The 16760-nt window shown below is 72.9% G+C and carries 16 protein-coding genes; 11 read left to right on the top strand and 5 right to left on the bottom strand.

Annotation, left to right across the window (positions count from 1 at the left end):
- The first annotated feature begins 195 nt into the window (after positions 1–195).
- The 8 genes from hemL to ACF08D_RS15685 all read left to right on the top strand — a co-directional run bounded on the left by hemL (position 196) and on the right by ACF08D_RS15685 (position 8371).
- Entirely contained in the window at positions 196–1503 is a 1308-nt protein-coding gene (gene hemL, locus ACF08D_RS15720) for a glutamate-1-semialdehyde 2,1-aminomutase (protein ID WP_392223128.1), read from the top strand.
- Positions 1500–2183, top strand: coding sequence for a histidine phosphatase family protein (locus ACF08D_RS15715; protein WP_392223127.1), 684 nt, complete (start codon positions 1500–1502; stop codon positions 2181–2183). Before hemL ends, ACF08D_RS15715 begins: the two co-directional genes overlap by 4 nt.
- A 200-nt stretch (positions 2184–2383) precedes the next feature.
- Positions 2384–3634: a hypothetical protein gene (locus ACF08D_RS15710; protein WP_392223126.1), complete on the top strand. Its 1251-nt coding sequence runs from the start codon at positions 2384–2386 to the stop codon at positions 3632–3634.
- Positions 3635–3701: 67 nt separating this feature from the next.
- Positions 3702–4328: a TlpA family protein disulfide reductase gene (locus ACF08D_RS15705; RefSeq protein ID WP_392223125.1), complete on the top strand. Its 627-nt coding sequence runs from the start codon at positions 3702–3704 to the stop codon at positions 4326–4328.
- Between the two features lie 4 nt (positions 4329–4332).
- Positions 4333–5073, top strand: a complete 741-nt coding sequence (locus ACF08D_RS15700; protein WP_392223124.1) for a cytochrome c biogenesis CcdA family protein — start codon at positions 4333–4335, stop codon at positions 5071–5073.
- A 4-nt stretch (positions 5074–5077) separates the two neighbouring features.
- A complete protein-coding gene (locus ACF08D_RS15695) occupies positions 5078–6748 on the top strand; it encodes a cytochrome c biogenesis protein ResB (RefSeq protein ID WP_392223123.1) in 1671 nt (556 codons plus the stop codon).
- Complete coding sequence (gene ccsB, locus ACF08D_RS15690) at positions 6745–7815, top strand: c-type cytochrome biogenesis protein CcsB (protein WP_392223122.1); 1071 nt, start codon at positions 6745–6747, stop codon at positions 7813–7815. Before ACF08D_RS15695 ends, ccsB begins: the two co-directional genes overlap by 4 nt.
- A gap of 37 nt (positions 7816–7852) precedes the next feature.
- Positions 7853–8371, top strand: a complete 519-nt coding sequence (locus ACF08D_RS15685; RefSeq protein WP_392223121.1) for an SRPBCC domain-containing protein — start codon at positions 7853–7855, stop codon at positions 8369–8371.
- A 3-nt stretch (positions 8372–8374) separates the two neighbouring features.
- On the opposite strand, the gene ACF08D_RS15680 is transcribed toward ACF08D_RS15685, so the two are convergent.
- From ACF08D_RS15680 to ACF08D_RS15670, 3 genes are all read right to left on the bottom strand, one after another.
- Positions 8375–9919 (bottom strand): ABC transporter substrate-binding protein, encoded by a 1545-nt coding sequence (locus ACF08D_RS15680; protein ID WP_392223120.1) that lies wholly within the window; start codon positions 9917–9919, stop codon positions 8375–8377.
- A 1-nt stretch (position 9920) separates the two neighbouring features.
- Entirely contained in the window at positions 9921–11987 is a 2067-nt protein-coding gene (locus ACF08D_RS15675; RefSeq protein ID WP_392223119.1) for a hypothetical protein, read from the bottom strand.
- A 154-nt stretch (positions 11988–12141) separates the two neighbouring features.
- Positions 12142–12588 carry a PLD nuclease N-terminal domain-containing protein gene (locus tag ACF08D_RS15670; RefSeq protein WP_392223118.1) on the bottom strand — a complete coding sequence of 149 codons (447 nt, stop codon included), beginning with the start codon at positions 12586–12588 and terminating at the stop codon, positions 12142–12144.
- Positions 12589–12760: 172 nt separating this feature from the next.
- Here ACF08D_RS15670 and ACF08D_RS15665 point away from each other — a divergent pair, with 172 nt between their 5' ends.
- The gene (locus ACF08D_RS15665) at positions 12761–14212 is read left to right on the top strand and encodes a menaquinone biosynthesis decarboxylase (protein ID WP_392223117.1); all 1452 of its coding nucleotides are present in this window, start codon (positions 12761–12763) and stop codon (positions 14210–14212) included.
- Positions 14209–15129 carry a menaquinone biosynthesis prenyltransferase MqnP gene (gene mqnP / locus ACF08D_RS15660; RefSeq protein WP_392223116.1) on the top strand — a complete coding sequence of 307 codons (921 nt, stop codon included), beginning with the start codon at positions 14209–14211 and terminating at the stop codon, positions 15127–15129. The genes ACF08D_RS15665 and mqnP overlap by 4 nt, the downstream gene beginning before the upstream one ends.
- On the opposite strand, the gene ACF08D_RS15655 is transcribed toward mqnP, so the two are convergent.
- Positions 15119–15748 carry a rhomboid family intramembrane serine protease gene (locus tag ACF08D_RS15655; protein WP_392223115.1) on the bottom strand — a complete coding sequence of 210 codons (630 nt, stop codon included), beginning with the start codon at positions 15746–15748 and terminating at the stop codon, positions 15119–15121. The two genes, mqnP and ACF08D_RS15655, sit on opposite strands and share 11 nt — an antisense overlap.
- A 120-nt stretch (positions 15749–15868) precedes the next feature.
- On the opposite strand from ACF08D_RS15655, the gene ACF08D_RS15650 reads away from it, so the two are divergent.
- A complete protein-coding gene (locus tag ACF08D_RS15650; RefSeq protein WP_392223114.1) occupies positions 15869–16540 on the top strand; it encodes a UbiX family flavin prenyltransferase in 672 nt (223 codons plus the stop codon).
- 51 nt (positions 16541–16591) lie between these two features.
- On the opposite strand, the gene ACF08D_RS15645 is transcribed toward ACF08D_RS15650, so the two are convergent.
- Entirely contained in the window at positions 16592–16744 is a 153-nt protein-coding gene (locus tag ACF08D_RS15645; RefSeq protein WP_392223113.1) for a hypothetical protein, read from the bottom strand.
- Positions 16745–16760 lie beyond the last annotated feature (16 nt).

The following is a 16760-nucleotide window of genomic DNA, read 5'->3' as shown; positions in this document are numbered from 1 at the left end:
CATGGATTCCATGAGCATTCCCTATGACGCCCCAGTTTCGCAGACCCGGAGGTCCGGCGCCTCGTCGTGAGGGGCGCCTCTCGTCGTAAACAACGTCGTGGACCGGCGGGCCGTTCACGGAGGAGCCCCTCCGCGGCCCGGCCGCCGTGCCCGCCCCTTGCTGCCGTCAACTCGTTCTCGCAGGTCAGGACCAACGTGCCGTATTCATACGAAGCCCCAGTCTCACAGACGCTTTTCGACCGCGCGTCCCTCGTGACGCCCGGCGGCGTGAACTCTCCCGTACGGGCCTTCCGGGCCGTGGGCGGTACGCCCCGGTTCATGGTGTCGGGTACGGGTCCGTACCTCACCGACGCGGACGGGCGCGAGTACGTCGACCTCGTCTGCTCGTGGGGGCCCATGATCCTCGGCCACTCCCACCCCGAGGTGATCGCCGCCGTGCAGGAGGCCGTCGCCCGCGGCACCTCCTTCGGTACGCCCGGTGAGGGCGAGGTCGCGCTCGCCGAGGAGATCGTGGCCCGGATCGAGCCCGTCGAGCAGGTGCGGCTGGTGTCGTCCGGCACCGAGGCGACCATGTCGGCGATCCGGCTGGCCCGCGGCTTCACCGGCCGCGCCAAGGTCGTGAAGTTCGCCGGCTGCTACCACGGGCACGTGGACGCGCTGCTGGCCGCGGCCGGCTCCGGGGTCGCCACCTTCGGCCTGCCCGACACCCCGGGCGTGACCGGCGCCCAGGCGGGCGACACCGTCGTCCTGCCGTACAACGACCTCGACGCCGTGCGCGCCGCCTTCGCCGCCCACCCCGGCGAGATCGCCTGCGTGATCACCGAGGCGTCCCCGGGCAACATGGGCGTGGTCCCGCCGCGGGACGGCTTCAACCAGGGGCTCAAGGACCTGTGCGCCGAGAACGGGGCGCTGTACATCTCCGACGAGGTGATGACCGGCTTCCGTACGTCGAAGGCCGGCTGGTACGGCGTCGACGGCGTCCGGCCCGACCTGATGACCTTCGGCAAGGTCATGGGCGGCGGCTTCCCGGCCGCGGCCTTCGGCGGCCGTGCCGACGTGATGGCCCACCTCGCCCCGGCCGGCCCCGTCTACCAGGCGGGCACCCTGTCCGGGAACCCGGTCGCCACCGCCGCCGGGCTCGCGCAGCTGCGGCTGCTGGACGACGCGGCGTACGAGAAGGTCGACGCCGTCTCCCGCGAGATCCAGGCCCTGGTGACCGCCGCGCTGGACAAGGAGGGCGTCGCCCACCGCCTCCAGACCGCGAGCAACATGTTCTCCGTCTTCTTCACCGGCGCCGAGGTGGCGGACTACGACGACGCCAGGAAGCAGGAGTCCTTCCGCTTCACCGCGTTCTTCCACGCGATGCTGGCGCAGGGCGTCTACCTGCCGCCGTCCGCCTTCGAGTCGTGGTTCGTGTCCACCGCCCACGACGAGCGGGCCGTCGAGCGGATCGCCGCCGCCCTGCCCGCCGCCGCCCGCGCCGCCGCGGAGGCCACGGCATGACGAGCGGCAAGGACATCACCGTCGTCCACCTGATGCGCCACGGCGAGGTGCACAACCCCGACGGCGTCCTCTACGGGCGCCGGGCCGGCTACCACCTCTCCGACCTCGGCCGGCAGATGGCCGACCGGGTCGCCGAGCACCTGGCCGGGCGGGACATCACCCATGTCGTCGCCTCCCCGCTGGAGCGCGCCCAGGAGACCGCCGAGCCCATCGCCAAGGCGCACGCCCTGGACCTGGCCACCGACGAGCGGCTGATCGAGGCGGGCAACGTCTTCGAGGGCAAGACCTTCGGCGTCGGCGACGGGGCGCTGCGCCGCCCGGCCAACTGGCGGCACCTCACCAACCCCTTCCGCCCCTCCTGGGGCGAGCCGTACGTGGACCAGGTCGTCCGCATGATGGGCGCCCTCGGCGCGGCGCGGGACGCGGCGCGCGGGCACGAGGCGGTGTGCGTCAGCCACCAGCTGCCGATCTGGATCGTGCGGAGCTTCGTGGAGCGGCGGCGGCTGTGGCACGACCCGCGCCGCCGGCAGTGCACGCTCGCCTCGCTCACCACGTTCACGTACCAGGGCGACACCATCGTGTCCGTCGGCTACAGCGAGCCGGCCCGCGACCTGGTCCCGCCGCACCTGCGGGCGGGCGCGAAGCCGGTGAAGGGCGCGTCCAAGGCGTACGGGGCCTGAGGCCCGCTCGTACGCGCCCGGGGGCGCCGGCCCCGAAAGCCGGCGCCCACCCCCGGCGCCCCCGCCCCGGTGACGTAACGGGCCCGTCACCGTGCGGATTGGTGCCCCCCGCCCTGGAACCGCCCCTCTGCCCCGTCCCTCTCACCAGGTGCCGGTTTGGAGCGTATGTCCGGCAACGAACGAGCGCGGATGGGGACGATATGCCCGGGATCACTCGAAGGGGCCTGCTGGGAGCGGGAGTCGGAGCCGCCGCCGCGATCGGGGTCGCCGGGTGCGGCCTCGGCGGCGGCAAGGACGACGCCGGGGCCACGCCCGGCAAGGGCGGCACGAACGGGAGCGGCGGCCCGACCGCCCCGGGCGGCCGGGTGCAGGGCCGGCCCATCGGGGACGGCTCCACCGCCGACACCGGCAAGCAGCCCCACCAGCCCGCCAAGCCGGTGCCGCTGGAGCCGGGCGAGACCCCGCCGCAGTTCGTGATCTTCTCCTGGGACGGGGCCGGCGAGGTCGGCAACGGCCTCTTCCCGCGCTTTCTGGAACTGGCCAGGAATCACGACGCGGCGATGACCTTCTTCCTCTCCGGGCTCTACCTGCTCCCGGAATCGAAGCAGAGCCTCTACCGGCCGCCGAACAACCGCGTCGGCGCCTCCGACATCGGTTATCTCACCGACGACCACATCAAGCAGACGCTGAAGTACGTCCGCCAGGCGTGGCTCGACGGGCACGAGATAGGCACGCACTTCAACGGCCATTTCTGCGCCGGTTCCGGCTCGGTCGAGAAGTGGACCCCGGCCGACTGGCAGAGCGAGATCGACCAGGCGGTGAAATTCGTCACCGAATGGAAGACCATCACCGGCTGGACCGACCTCGACCCGCTGCCCTTCGACTACCGCAAGGAACTGGTCGGCGCCCGCACCCCCTGCCTCCTCGGCCAGGACAATCTGCTGCCCACCGCCAAGAAGCTCGGCTGGCGCTACGACGCCAGCTCGCCCGGCGGGCACCAGAAGTGGCCCGTGAAGCGCCAGGGCATCTGGGACCTGCCGCTCCAGGCGATCCCCTTCCCGGGCCGGTCCTTCGAAGTCCTCTCCATGGACTACAACATGCTGGCCAACCAGTCGAAGAACACCACCAAGGGCATGCCGTCGCGCTATCCGGAATGGAAGAAGCAGGCCACCGGGGCCTATCTCGCCGGATTCCAGCGGGCCTACGAGACGAACCGCGCGCCCTTCTACATCGGCAACCACTTCGAGCAGTGGAACGGCGGCATCTACATGGACGCCGTCGAAGAGGCGCTCAAGGGCATGGCCGGGAAGAAGGACGTACGCCTGGTGTCGTTCCGGCAGTTCACCGACTGGCTCGACGTCCAGGACCCGAAGATCCTCGACCGGCTCCGCTCCCTGGAGGTGGGGCAATCCCCGGCGGGCGGCTGGAACTCCTTCCTTAAGCCGGCCTGACATCGGGCCTTACGGTCACCGAGGGGGGCGCGCAAGATCCCCGAAACGCCCATGCGAAACTTTTCACATGAGCTTCAGCCGCGCCCCCCGAGGCATCCTGCTCACCGCCGGCGCCCTGGCCGTCGCGCTCGCGCTGACCGCGTGCAGCGGCGACACCAGCGGCAAGTCCGGCGGTGGCGGCAACACCAACTTCGTCACCGGCACCGGCGGTGTCGCCACGGTCGCCAAGGGCGAGCGCAAAGCACCCGGCAAGCTCGCGGGCACCACCCTGGAGGGCGGCGAGCTGGACGTCGCCGACCTCAAGGGCAAGGTCGTCGTCCTCAACGCGTGGGGCTCGTGGTGCGGGCCCTGCCGGGCCGAAGCGAAGCACTTCGCCAAGGTCGCCGCCGACCTCAAGGGCAAGGGCGTGGAGTTCGTCGGGATCAACACCCGGGACTACACCAAGCAGCCCGCGCTCGCCTTCGAGAAGGACCACAAGATCCCCTACCCGAGTCTCTTCGACCCGCACGGCGAGATCGTCCTCTACGGCTTCCCCAAGGGCACCCTCAACCCGACGGGCATCCCCTCCACCGTGGTGCTCGACCGCGAGGGGAAAATCGCCGCCCGGGCGCTCACCGCGCTGGACGAGACCCGGCTGCGCGAGATGATCGACCCGGTGCTGAACGAGGGCTCCGCGAAGGCCGCGGGGAACTGACCCGATGGTCAACGAGACGGTCTTCAGCGGGGCTCTCCTGCTGGCCCTCCCGGTCGCCGTGCTGGGCGGGCTGGTCTCCTTCTTCTCCCCGTGCGTCCTGCCCCTGGTCCCCGGCTACCTCTCGTACGTGACCGGCGTCACCGGCGCCGATCTGGCGGAGGCCCGGCGGGGCCGGATGGCGGCCGGCGCGGCCCTCTTCGTGCTCGGGTTCTCCGCGGTGTTCGTCTCCGGCGGCGCCCTCTTCGGCTACTTCGGCTGGACCCTCCAGGCGCACCGGGAGACGCTCACCACCGTCCTCGGTGTGCTGATGGTCCTGATGGGCGTCTTCTTCATGGGCCTCATGCCGTGGTTCACCCAGCGCGAGTTCCGCTTCCACCGGCGGCCGGCGGCGGGTCTCGCCGGGGCGCCGCTACTGGGCGCGCTCTTCGGCATCGGGTGGACGCCGTGCATCGGACCGACGCTCGCCTCCGTCCAGGCCCTCGCGGCCAACGAGGCCAGCGCGGGGCGCGGCGCGCTGCTGACCTTCGCGTACTGTCTGGGGCTCGGGGTGCCGTTCGTGCTCGCCGCGGTCGCGTTCCGCAAGGCGCTGGGCGCCTTCTCCTGGGTCAAGCGGCACTACACATGGGTGATGCGCGTCGGCGGCGGCATGATGATCGTGACCGGGGTGCTGCTGCTCACCGGCGCGTGGGACGCCCTGGTGCAGCAGATGCAAGGGTGGTCCGCAGGCTTCCAGGTGGGGATCTAGTTCCATGAGCAAGGCAGAAACGACCGAGCGGGACGTGGCGGAGGCCGGCGAGCAGCTGTCCACCGCCCCGAAGGAGGAGCTGCCCACGAGCGGCGGCCCGGCGCTCGGCGTCACCGGCTGGATCCGCTGGTTCTGGCGGCAGCTCACCTCGATGCGGGTCGCGCTGATCCTGCTCTTCCTGCTGTCGCTCGGCGCGATCCCCGGCTCGCTGATCCCGCAGAACAACGTCGACGACATGAAGGTCCGCGCCTTCAAGGAGCGGCACGACGTCCTGGCGCCGCTCTACGACAAGCTCCAGCTGTTCGACGTCTACAGCTCGGTGTGGTTCTCGGCGATCTACATCCTGCTGTTCGTCTCCCTGATCGGCTGCATCGTCCCGCGCACCTGGCAGTTCGCGGGCCAGCTCCGCGGCCGTACGCCCGCCGCCCCCAGGAACCTCACCCGGATGCCGGCCTACGCCACCTGGCGCACCGAGGCCGATCCGGAGGAGGTGCGCGAGGCGGCGCTGTCGATGCTCAGGGCCCGGCGTTTCCGGGCGCACACGGCGGGGGACGCGGTGGCGTCCGAGAAGGGGTACCTGCGCGAGGTCGGCAACCTGGTCTTCCACCTGGCGCTGATCGTGATGCTGGTGGCGTTCGCCACCGGCCAGCTGTTCAAGTCCGAGGGCGGCAAGCTGGTCATCGAGGGCGGCGGCTTCGCCAACACGCTCACGCAGTACGACGACTTCAGGTCCGGCTCGCTGTTCTCCACGGACGACCTGGCGCCGTTCAGTTTCCGGCTGAACCAGTTCACCGGTACGTACGAGACGTCCGGCCCGCAGCGCGGCACCCCCCGCACCTTCGAGGCGGACGTCTCGTACTCCGAGGGCGGCGGCGAGCGCCGGCGCGGGGTCATCCGGGTCAACGAGCCGCTGGAGGTCGGCGGCTCGAAGGTCTACCTGATCGCCCACGGGTACGCGCCGGTCGTCACCGTCCGGGACGGCAAGGGCCGGGTCGTCTACCAGAGCGCGGTCCCGCTGCTGCCGATCGACAACAACGTCACCTCCACCGGTGTGATCAAGGTGATGGACGGCTACCGCGACAAGAACGGCAAGAAGGTCCAGCTCGGCTTCCCGGCGTTCTTCGTCCCGACGTACGCGGGCAAGGGCCAGGGCCAGATGTTCAGCCAGTTCCCCGCCCTCGCCCAGCCCGCGCTCAACCTCGGCGCGTACCAGGGCGACCTGCGGGTGGACGGCGGCCTGCCGCAGAACGTGTACCAGCTGGACACCAGCAAGATGACCCCGTTCAAGGACGCCGGCGGCCAGATCTTCAAGCAGACGCTGGCGCCGGGCGAGACCATGACGCTCCCGGGCGGGGCGGGCTCGGTCACCTTCGAGAAGGACATCAAGGAGTGGGCCAGCTTCCAGATCTCCCAGCAGCCCGGCAACGGCCTCGCCCTCGCCGGGGGGGTCGCCGCGATCGCCGGACTGGCCGGCTCGCTGTTCATCCAGCGGCGCCGGGTCTGGGTCAGGGCCGTACGGGGGGACGACGGTGTGACCGTCGTCGAGATGGCGGGGCTCGGGCGGAACGAGTCCGCGAAGCTCCCCGAGGAGCTGGCCGGCCTGGCGGCCACGCTCCACACCGTGGCGCCGACCGCGCCCGAGGCCGACGAAGCCGATGAAAGGGCTGAGAAGTGAATCTCGCCGCCGCGTCCAACGAGAGCCTGGCGGAGATGAGCAATGTGCTCATCTACTCCGCGATGGCCGTCTACACCCTGGCCTTCCTGGCGCACATCGCCGAGTGGGTCCTCGGCAGCCGCAGCAAGGTCGGCCGTACGGCGGCGGCGCTGACCACCCCGGCGGCGCCCGCGGTGCGGGTGCGGGCGGCACAGGGCGGGACCGCCGTCCTGGACCGGCCGCAGGTCGTCACCCGCTCGGTGTCCGGCGCGCGTGACGTGCCGGACGGGCCCGGCGCGGCCGGCGGCACCGCCGAGGGCGACCTGTACGGGCGGATCGCCGTGTCGCTGACCACCCTCGCCTTCCTGGTGGAGGCGGCGGGCGTGGTCACCCGCGCCCTGTCGGTGCAGCGGGCCCCCTGGGGCAACATGTACGAGTTCTCGATCACCTTCTCCACGGTGGCCACGGGCGTGTACCTCGCCTTCCTGGCGGCCCGGAAGAACGTCCGCTGGCTGGGCCTGCCGCTGGTCACCACCGTCCTGCTCGACCTGGGCGTCGCCACCACCTGGCTCTACACCGAGAGCGACCAGCTCGTCCCGGCGCTGCACTCCTACTGGCTGTGGATCCACGTCTCCACCGCGATCTTCTGCGGCGCGGTCTTCTACCTGGGCGCGGTCGCCACGCTGCTGTACCTCTTCCGGGACTCGTACGAGAACAAGATCGCCTCCGGCGGGACGCCGGGCGCCTTCGCCCGGTCGGTGCTGGAGCGGCTGCCGGCGGCGGCGACGCTGGACAAGTTCGCCTACCGCGTCAACGCGGCGGTGTTCCCGCTGTGGACGTTCACGATCATCGCGGGCGCCATCTGGGCCGGTGACGCGTGGGGCCGCTACTGGGGCTGGGACGCCAAGGAGGTCTGGTCCTTCATCACCTGGGTCGCCTACGCCGCCTACCTGCACGCGCGGGCGACGGCCGGCTGGAAGGGCCGCAAGGCGGCGTACGTGGCGCTGATCGCCTTCGCCTGCTTCCTGTTCAACTACTACGGCGTCAACATGTTCGTGAACAGCCTGCACTCGTACGCGGGCGTGTGAGGTAGCGGCCGGGGCGGGACCGCGCGACGCTGGAGGCATGGCCGAACAGATCCCGCCCGGCACCAGCGAGAGCAGCGGCGACACCCACACCCTGCGGTTCGTGGTCCCGCTTCCGCACCCGGAGGAGCGCGTCTGGCTGGCGCTGACCACCCCCGGCGGGCTGCGCGGGTGGCTCGCCGAGCCCGAGGTGCTGCAGAACCGGCTGGGCGGCGAGGTCGTCCTGCGCTGGCTCAACACCGCGCCGACGACCGTGCGGAGCGGCACGGTCACCGCCTGGGACGTGGAGCGGATCGTCGAGTACACGGTCGAGCCGTACGGCCGGATGCGGTTCCACCTGGAGCCGGGCGGCGGACCACGGGCGACCGCGCTGCGATTCAGCCACGAGTTCCGGGGCTCGGAGGACCTCCGGCTGGACTGCCTGGCGGGCTGGCACGACCACTTCCTGTACCTGGCGGACTCCCTCGACGGCCACCCGGCCGACTGGGCGTCCTGGTCCCGGGCGCGCTGGCAGGAGCTGCGCGACCAGTACGAGGCCCGGGACTTCGACGCGTCGTAGGGCCTAGTTCTTCCGGGGCGGCAGGCACTCGGCGGTCGGGGGCTTCCCGTCCGGCCAGGCGATCTGGACGAACCGGGGGGTGTCCCGGGTCAGCTCGACCACCGGGACCGCCTTGTTGTACGGGTTGCCGTGGTTGTCCAGGCAGATCCAGCCGCTCGCGCCCTCCACCCGCAGCGCGCCCGTCACCTGCGGCCACTGCAGCCCCACGTCCTCCAGCGCCGGGAGCCCGCCCCCGGTCGTGGCCCGCCGGATGCCGCGCACGGCCGTCGCCATCGCGTCGTACGCCACGATCGACTGCCCGTCCGACAGCTCCACCGGCCCCACCGGCCCGGCCTCCGGGGTGCTGATCGCGTCCATCATCGAGCGGAAGCGCTGGTACGCCGCCGGCGACCCGCCCGCCTTCGGCACCGGCCGGCCGGGGGCCGCCTGCCAGGCGTCCGGGTGGGCCAGCGCCGCGTAGCGCACGGTCAGCCCGGCGCCCAGGGCGTCCCGGTCGAGCTGGTCGTCGGCGCCGAGGTAGGAGCCTTCGTCGCCGGTGAGCACGGTGAACGGCCGGTGCGTGCAGCCCCGCGCGCCCAGCGCGTTGACGAACTGCCGCAGCTGGGTGTGGCGTCCGGCGAAGAAGACGGTGTCCGCGCGGGTGGTGCACAGCAGCAGGGCGATCTGCTGGAAGGTGTTGGCGGTGCTGCCCTCGGCGTTGGGGTCCTTCGGCGAGGTGAACAGCTGCGGCTGGTAGGGGGACTTCGCCAGCAGGGCGCTGAACGCCCGCTTCAGGGTGTCCGTGTAGTGGTCGCCGTCGCGGGCGTCGTGCACCAGGATCGCCTTCGCCGCGTCCACCCGGCCGAAGTTGGCCAGCGCCCGCGCCTCGTCGCTGTTGGTGGGGGAGACCCGGGCGAGCCCTGGGAAGGGCGCCCGGCCGGGGCCGTTGGTGAGGTCGTCGGCGGTGATGGTGGTCCCGACGACCGCGATCCCCGCGCCGGTCAGCTCGGTGACCGCCTGCCGCACCGGGGCGCTGCTGGTCGCTATCCCGGACACCGCGCGCAGGTGGTGCGGCGCGCCCGTCATGGTCTTCAGGGCGGCCACGGTGACCGCCCAGTGGGCGTTGCCGTTGCCGGTGTTGGCGAGGACCAGCCGGATCCTGGGCGCCAGGTTGTTGGAGCGGTTGTTGGCCTCGTACTGCTGGGCGAAGGCGCCCTGCACCTCGTGCAGGATCTTGGTCCGCATGGAGGGGCTGGTGGACGTCAGCGGCAGCAGCAGCGCCACCGTGGCGTACCGGCCTGGCTCCAGCCGGTCGTTCTCCCGGTCGATGGCGCGGGCGACCCCGGCCAGCGCGGGCACCCCGAAGTCGTGCCCGTCGCCGCTGACCCCGACGCACTCGTCGCTGCCGGCCGGGCGGGCGACGCCGGGGGCGCAGGAGCGGTCCTCGGGGGTGGTCAGCCGGTTCACGGCGTACACCGTGCCCCAGGCCAGCAGCGCCAGCGCGAGCACACTGGTGACGATCTTCTGCCGGGTGGTGTAGAAGACCCGGTAGCGCAGGGGGTGGGGCACCTCAGACTCCGTCCTCCCGGCCCGGCGGTACGGTCGGGCTCCGCCAGGCACGGATGTCCCTCGGCCAGTGGGTGGCCGCGTCCCACAGCGGGCTGGTGCCGGTCAGGTGCCGGCCGGAGAGCTGGCGCAGCTCGTGCGCCAGCTTCTCGATCACATCGTCGTCGGGCAGCGCCAGCGGGTCGGTGAGCAGCCACAGCGCGTGCAGCAGCCGCCGCACGCCCAGGTGCAGCGCCGCCGCGTCGGCGTCCAGCCCGTCGGGCGGCGGGCCGCCCGGGTCCTCGCCGAGCGCCACCGCCCGGCGCGGATCGGGGCCGGTGCGCCTCCGCTCGCGCGGGTACGGGGCGCCGGCGACCAGCCGCAGCAGCGTCAGCCAGCCCAGCACGTCCGGCCCCGGGAACGCCGTCCGCAGCTCGGTCACCGCCGGCTCGGTGCGGCCGAGCGCCAGCTCCTGCCGGAGCCGGTACGCCGTGGGCGCCGGGCCGTGGTGGCGGTGCAGCGTCTCGTGGACGGCGCGCCAGGCGGCGTACGCGGGCGCGTCGTCATCGTGGAAGCGCAGCCGGTGCAGCAGCAGGGCCCGCAGCAGCGGGTCGGCCACGAAGTGCCCGGGCCCGCCGGGCCAGCCGTCCGCCCGCAGCGCGTCCCGCACCAGCAGCGCCAGGTCGCCCTCGGTCGCCGCGCCCCGCAGCCGGGTGCGGGCCAGCACCCGGGCGGTGTCCTCGTCGTGCGCGGCGGCCAGCACGGCGGCCACGTCCGGGCGCAGCCCCGCCGGCAGCAGCTCGCCCAGCAGGGTGCCGGCCACCGGGACGGGCGCGGTGTCCTCGCGCAGCTCCACCGTCAGGTCCAGCAGCGCGCCCGGGGTCAGCCCGCCGCGCTCCGCCGCCGCCACCTCGCCGGCCGCCCGCCCCAGCAGCGCCACCGCCAGCGGGCGGCCCCCGGTCAGCCGGTGCACCGCCCGGGACAGCCCGGCCGGGGTGCGCCCCGCCGGGTCGTACCGGTCGAACACCGCCCGGGTGTGCGCCGCGCTCAGCGGGGTCAGCTCCACGGCGAGGATGCCCGAGGTGATGTCCGGCCCCCGGGGGCAGGGCGCCCGGTGGGCGACCTCCGGCAACCGCGCCCGGGTCGCCCGGCGCAGCCCCTCGTGGTCGCCGTCCCGGGACGCGGCGACGATCACCAGCTGGTCGCGGCGCCCGGTGCTGCGGTCCCGCAGGACCGGCTCGACGAGGCGGCGGCCCAGCGGCAGGTGGGCGTTGTCCAGCAGGATCAGCGGCCGGCCCCGCCGGGTGCCGAGCCGGGTGAGCCCGGTGTACGCCCGGCGCACGTCCTCCACCAGGGCGCCGACCAGGAAGCCCTCCGCCTCGGCGCGGCGGCGCCCGCCCTGCTCGAAGTCGACGGCGAGCTGGTGCAGCCCCAGCTCGCCGCGCCCGCCCGCGTTGCGGTAGGCGCCGTACCACGCCTTGGACTTGCGCTGGGAGCGGCCGAAGACCTCTTCGAGGACGGTCTCCACGGTGGCCTCGGCGAGCAGCCCGGCGAGCGGCGCGGTGGACTCGGCGGCCGTCGCGGCGAGCTTGGCCAGCACCTTGGAGATCCAGGTGCCCGCCGCGCCCTTGGTCTCGTCGACGGTCGCCAGGACCGGCCCCAGGCGCTGGAGGTCGCGCCGGGCGAGGTCGTCGTCCTCCTGCGACCAGCCGGTGACGGCGACCGCCGCGAGGCCCAGCGCGAGCCGGGGGAACTCCACGGGCCGGGCCGCGTGGACCTTGGGGGAGAGCTGGACGGCCAGCTCGGCGAGGGCGCCGGTGAGCGGGTTCCATCCGGGCCCGTGGTCGAGGGGCGGCTCGATCCGGGCGCAGTCCAGCAGGGCCAGCGGGGTGCCGCCCCGGTAGGCGTTGCGGAGCTGTTTGAGGAGCGCGGTCTTGCCGGTGCCCCGGCCGCCGGTGACGACGGTGACGGGCGGGTCGTCGCCGTGCTCGTAGCCGGTGGCGGCGAAGGTGTACGGGGCGAGCCCGGTCAGCCGGGCGGCGAGGCCCGTGTCGTCCAGGACCGCCTCGCGGCCGTACAGCTCCCTGTCCACCGCCACCCCCCGTGACTCACCGTCAAGTCAAGGTTACTTTCGAACCGTTGGCCGCGTGAGGGGTCGGGAGAACCGTCATGGAGTCGTGATGGCGGCGGCTGCTCCGGCCGTACGGCTCGGGACCCGGGAGCCGAGGGGAGGGGAGGCGGGGGGCTCAGACCTCCTTGGGCCCGCCCTCGCCGTCCTGCTGCCGCTCGTCGCGGCGCTTGCCGTCCCGCCCCTTGCCGTCCTGCCCCTTGTCGTCCTGCTTCTTGCCGTCCTGCCGCTTCTCGTCACCGTGAGCGGGGGGCTCGTCCTCCGGGAGCGCGTCGCCCGTGCCTCCGGCCGCCGGCCGGTCCTCGCGGAGCGACTTCAGGAACTCGGGGTTGTCGTCCGGCGCGACCCACTGGGCGCGCGGCGCCCGGCCGCCGCCGGCGAAGGCGGCCCGCTGCTTCCCGCCGACCAGCCAGACGATCGGCCCGACCACCCAGAAGAGCAGGATGATGAAGATCCAGGCCACCTTGGGGAGGTGCTTCACCTCGTCCTCGGGGGTGTTCAGGCAGTCGATGAATGCGTAGATCGCCAGCGCCAGCGGCAGGATGTACAGCAGTGCCCTGAGCATGTTGGGACAGCCCCCTGGAACATCGGGCGGGGCGCGTTTCGTCAGCCCCGGTGTCCGGTCCAGCGTAGCCGGTGACCGCCCCGCCCAGCCGGGGACCGAGCCCGGGACCCGATGGCGGGAGCCGCCCGCCCCGGCGCCGGGCGGCGGGGACGGTTCGGACATACTTGGCCCCATGGCTTACGACGATCTCCGCTCGCTGCTCCGGGCCCTGGAGCGCGAAGGCGACCTCAAGCGCATCAAGGCCGAAGTCGATCCGCACCTGGAGGTCGGGGAGATCGTCGACCGGGTCCAGAAGTCGGGCGGCCCGGCCCTGCTCTTCGAGAACGTCAAGGGCTCGGCGATGCCGCTGGCGATGAACGTCTTCGGCACCGACCGCCGGCTGCTCAAGGCGCTCGGGCTGAAGTCCTACGACGAGATCAGCGCCAAGATCGGCGGCCTGCTGCGGCCGGAGCTGCCGCACGGCTTCGTGGGCGTGCGGGAGGCGTTCGGCAAGCTCGGCGCGATGACCCACGTACCGCCGAAGAAGGTCAAGGACGCGCCCGTCCAGGAGACCGTGCTCACCGGTGACGACGTGGACCTCGACCGGCTGCCCGCGCTGTTCACCTGGCCCAAGGACGGCGGGTCGTTCTTCAACCTGGGGCTCACCCATACGAAGCACCCCGAGAACGGCATCCGCAACCTCGGGCTCTACCGCCTCCAGCGCCACGACCGGCGCACCATCGGCATGCACTGGCAGATCCACAAGGACAGCCGCAACCACTACCAGGTCGCCGCCCGGCGCGGGGAGCGGCTGCCGGTGGCGATCGCCTTCGGCGCGCCGCCGGCCGTGACGTACGCCTCGACGGCCCCGCTGCCCGAGGACATCGACGAGTACCTGTTCGCCGGCTTCCTCCAGGGCAGGCGGATCGAGATGGTGGACTGCAAGACGGTGCCGCTCCAGGTGCCGGCGCAGGCCGAGGTGGTGCTGGAGGGCTGGCTGGAGCCGGGGAAGATGCTCCCCGAGGGGCCGTTCGGCGACCACACCGGCTTCTACACGCCGCAGGAGCCCTTCCCGGCGCTGACCATCGACTGCGTCACCATGCGGAAGCGGCCGCTGCTCCAGTCGATCGTGGTGGGCCGCCCGCCGACGGAGGACGGCCCGCTGGGCCGGGCGACGGAACGCTTCTTCCTCCCCCTGCTCAAGATCATCGTGCCGGACATCGTGGACTACCACCTGCCGGAGTCCGGCGGCTTCCACAACTGCGCGATCGTCTCGATCGACAAGAAGTACCCGAAGCACGCGCAGAAGGTGATGCACGCCATCTGGGGCGCGCACATGATGTCGCTGACCAAGCTGATCGTGATCGTGGACGCCGACTGCGACGTCCGCAATATGCACGAGGTGTCCTGGCGGGCCCTCGGCAACACCGACTACGCCCGCGACCTCACCGTGGTCGAGGGACCGGTGGACCACCTGGACCACGCGTCCTACCAGCAGTTCTGGGGCGGCAAGGCGGGCATCGACGCCACGAAGAAGTGGCCCGAGGAGGGCTACACCCGCGACGGCGGCTGGCCGGACATGGTGGAGTCCGACCCGGCGACGGCGGCCCTGGTCGACCGCCGCTGGAAGGAGTACGGGCTGTGACCGCCTCCGCCGCGTCCGCCGCCTCGGCCGTCCCGCAGCCGGACGGCGGCCGGGTCCGCGCCTTCCTGCGCCTGGTGCTCATCGAGCACTCGGTCTTCGCGCTGCCCTTCGCGTACATCGCCTCGCTCACCGCCATGTTCCTGGACGACCGGACCGTCCACTGGCTGGAGCTGCTGCTGGTGACCGTGGCGATGGTGGGCCTGCGGACCTTCGCCATGGCCTGCAACCGGATCATCGACCGGGAGATCGACGCCCGGAACCCGCGCACGGCCGGCCGGGAGCTGGTGACCGGCGCGGTGTCGGTGGGGACCGCCTGGACCGGCGCCCTGGTCGCGCTGGCCGCCTTCCTGGGGGCCGCCGCCCTGCTGAACCCGCTGTGCCTGGTGCTCGCGCCCGTCGCCGTGGTGCCGATGGTGGTCTACCCGTACGGCAAGCGGTTCACGAACTACCCGCACGCCATCCTGGGGCTGGCCCAGGCCATCGGGCCGGTCGGCGCGTGGCTCGCGGTGACCGGAGCCTGGTCCTGGGACGCGGTGATCCTGGGGCTCGCCGTGGGCGTCTGGATCGGCGGCTTCGACCTGATCTTCGCCTGCCAGGACGTCCGGGCGGACCGCGCGCACGGGGTGAAGTCCGTGCCCGCCCGCTTCGGCGTCCCGGCCGCCCTGCACGGCGCCCGCGCCTGCCACGCCGTCACCACCGGGCTGCTGGTCTGGTACGCGCTGGCCACCGGGGCGGGCGTGTTCTTCTGGGCGGGTCTGGTGGTGGTCGCCGCCGCCTTCGTCTACGAGCACACCATCGTGCGCCCGCACGACCTGTCCCGGCTGAACCGGGCCTTCTTCACCACCAACGGCTTCATCGGGGTCGCCCTGTTCGTCTGCGCGCTCACCGACCTGCTGGTGCGGGGCCTCACACTCTGAGCGCCCCGGGCTCACCGACGGCGGGACGGCGCCGGCGGCGGAACACGAAGGCCGCCGCCACGCCCGCGAGCAGGCCGAAGAGGTGGCCCTGCCAGCTGACGCCGGACTGCGTGGGCAGCACGCCCAGCAGGATTGTGCTCCCCCAGACGGCGCCGACGAGCAGCCCGGTGAGGACGTCCAGCGGCGAGCGGTCCACGAAGCCGCGCACCAGCAGATAGCCGAACAGGCCGAAGATCAGGCCCGACGCGCCCGCCGTGACGCTGTACGCGGGCGAGACGAGCCATACGCCCAGCCCGTCCACGACCACGATCAGCGTGGCCACCCCCAGGAAGCGGCGGATGCCGCCGAGCGCGGCGAGGAAGCCGAACACCAGCAGCGGCACGGTGTTGGCCGCCAGGTGCCCGAAGCCGAAGTGCAGGAAGGCCGCCGGGACCACGTCGCGCAGCTCGGCCGGCTCACGGGGCGAGACGCCGTACGGGTCGAGGGCGTGCCCGCTCAGCGCGTCCACGGCCTCCAGCAGCCACAGCAGCGCCACCCAGCCGAGCATCAGCAGGGCGGCGGCCCCGGCCCGCCGGGCGCCGCCGCGACCCGTGGCGGGGCCGCCTCCCGGACCGCTCATGGTGGGCCCCCTTCGCCTCCGGTTCCTCTCCGGTTCGTCTCCCTCCGGAAACGTCCGGGCCGCCCCGCCGGTTCCGTACCGGCCGGTCAGGTGTCCGCGCGGCCGGATAGGCTCAGCGGCGTGGAGCAGGTGGAAACGCAGCGTCGTCCGTGGGTCGTCGGGGTGTCGGGGGCGTCGGGGACCCCGTACGCCGCGGCGGTGCTGCGCGCGCTGCTCGCGGCCGGGGAGAGCGTGGACCTGGTGGTGTCCCGGGCGTCCCGGCTGACGCTGCTGGACGAGACCGGGATCGCCTTCCGCGACGCGCACTGGCGCGACGACCTGGCCGCGTGGCTGGCGCGCGGGGCGGACGGCAAGCCCGGCACCTTCGCCGTGGACGTGTCGGACGTACGGCACTGGGCGGCGGGCGACCTCGCGGCGGGGCCGTCCTCGGGCTCGTACCCGGTGAAGGGGATGCTGATCGTGCCGGCGTCCACCGCGTGCGTGGCGGGGGTGGCGCTGGGGCTGTCGAAGGACCTGCTGCAGCGGGCGGCGAGCGTGACGCTCAAGGAGCGCCGGCCGCTGGTGGTCGCGGTCCGGGAGACGCCGCTGAGCGGGCAGACGCTCAGGCAGCTGGTGGCGCTGGACGAGGCGGGCGCTGTGGTGCTGCCCGCCTCTCCGGCGTTCTACGCGGGGGCGACGCACATCCAGGACCTGGTGGACTTCGTCGCGGGGCGGGTGCTGGACGCCGCGGGCGTGCCGCACCGGCTGTACCGCCGCTGGAAGGGAGAGCTGGGAGAAGCCCGAGGGGACTAGGGTCTGTCGTCTGGATCAGGCTGGAGCCCAGCAAGATCCGGACGCCAGGCCCTAGCGCTTGCCGCGGTGGCTGGGACGGGGCGCCGATGCGCGGTCGACCCGGTGCGCGGCGGCCGGCTGGTGGGCACGCGAGCGGTTGGCCAGCTCCTGGAGCGCGCGCATGTGGGCGTAGGCCATCTCGATCGTGTACACGGTGAGTGTCATCTCCTGACGGATCGTC

The sequence above is a fragment of the Streptomyces sp. NPDC015131 genome, assembly GCF_043079975.1.
Taxonomy (GTDB): Bacteria; Actinomycetota; Actinomycetes; order Streptomycetales; family Streptomycetaceae; genus Streptomyces.
This window is presented reverse-complemented; position numbering and strand designations above follow the sequence as displayed.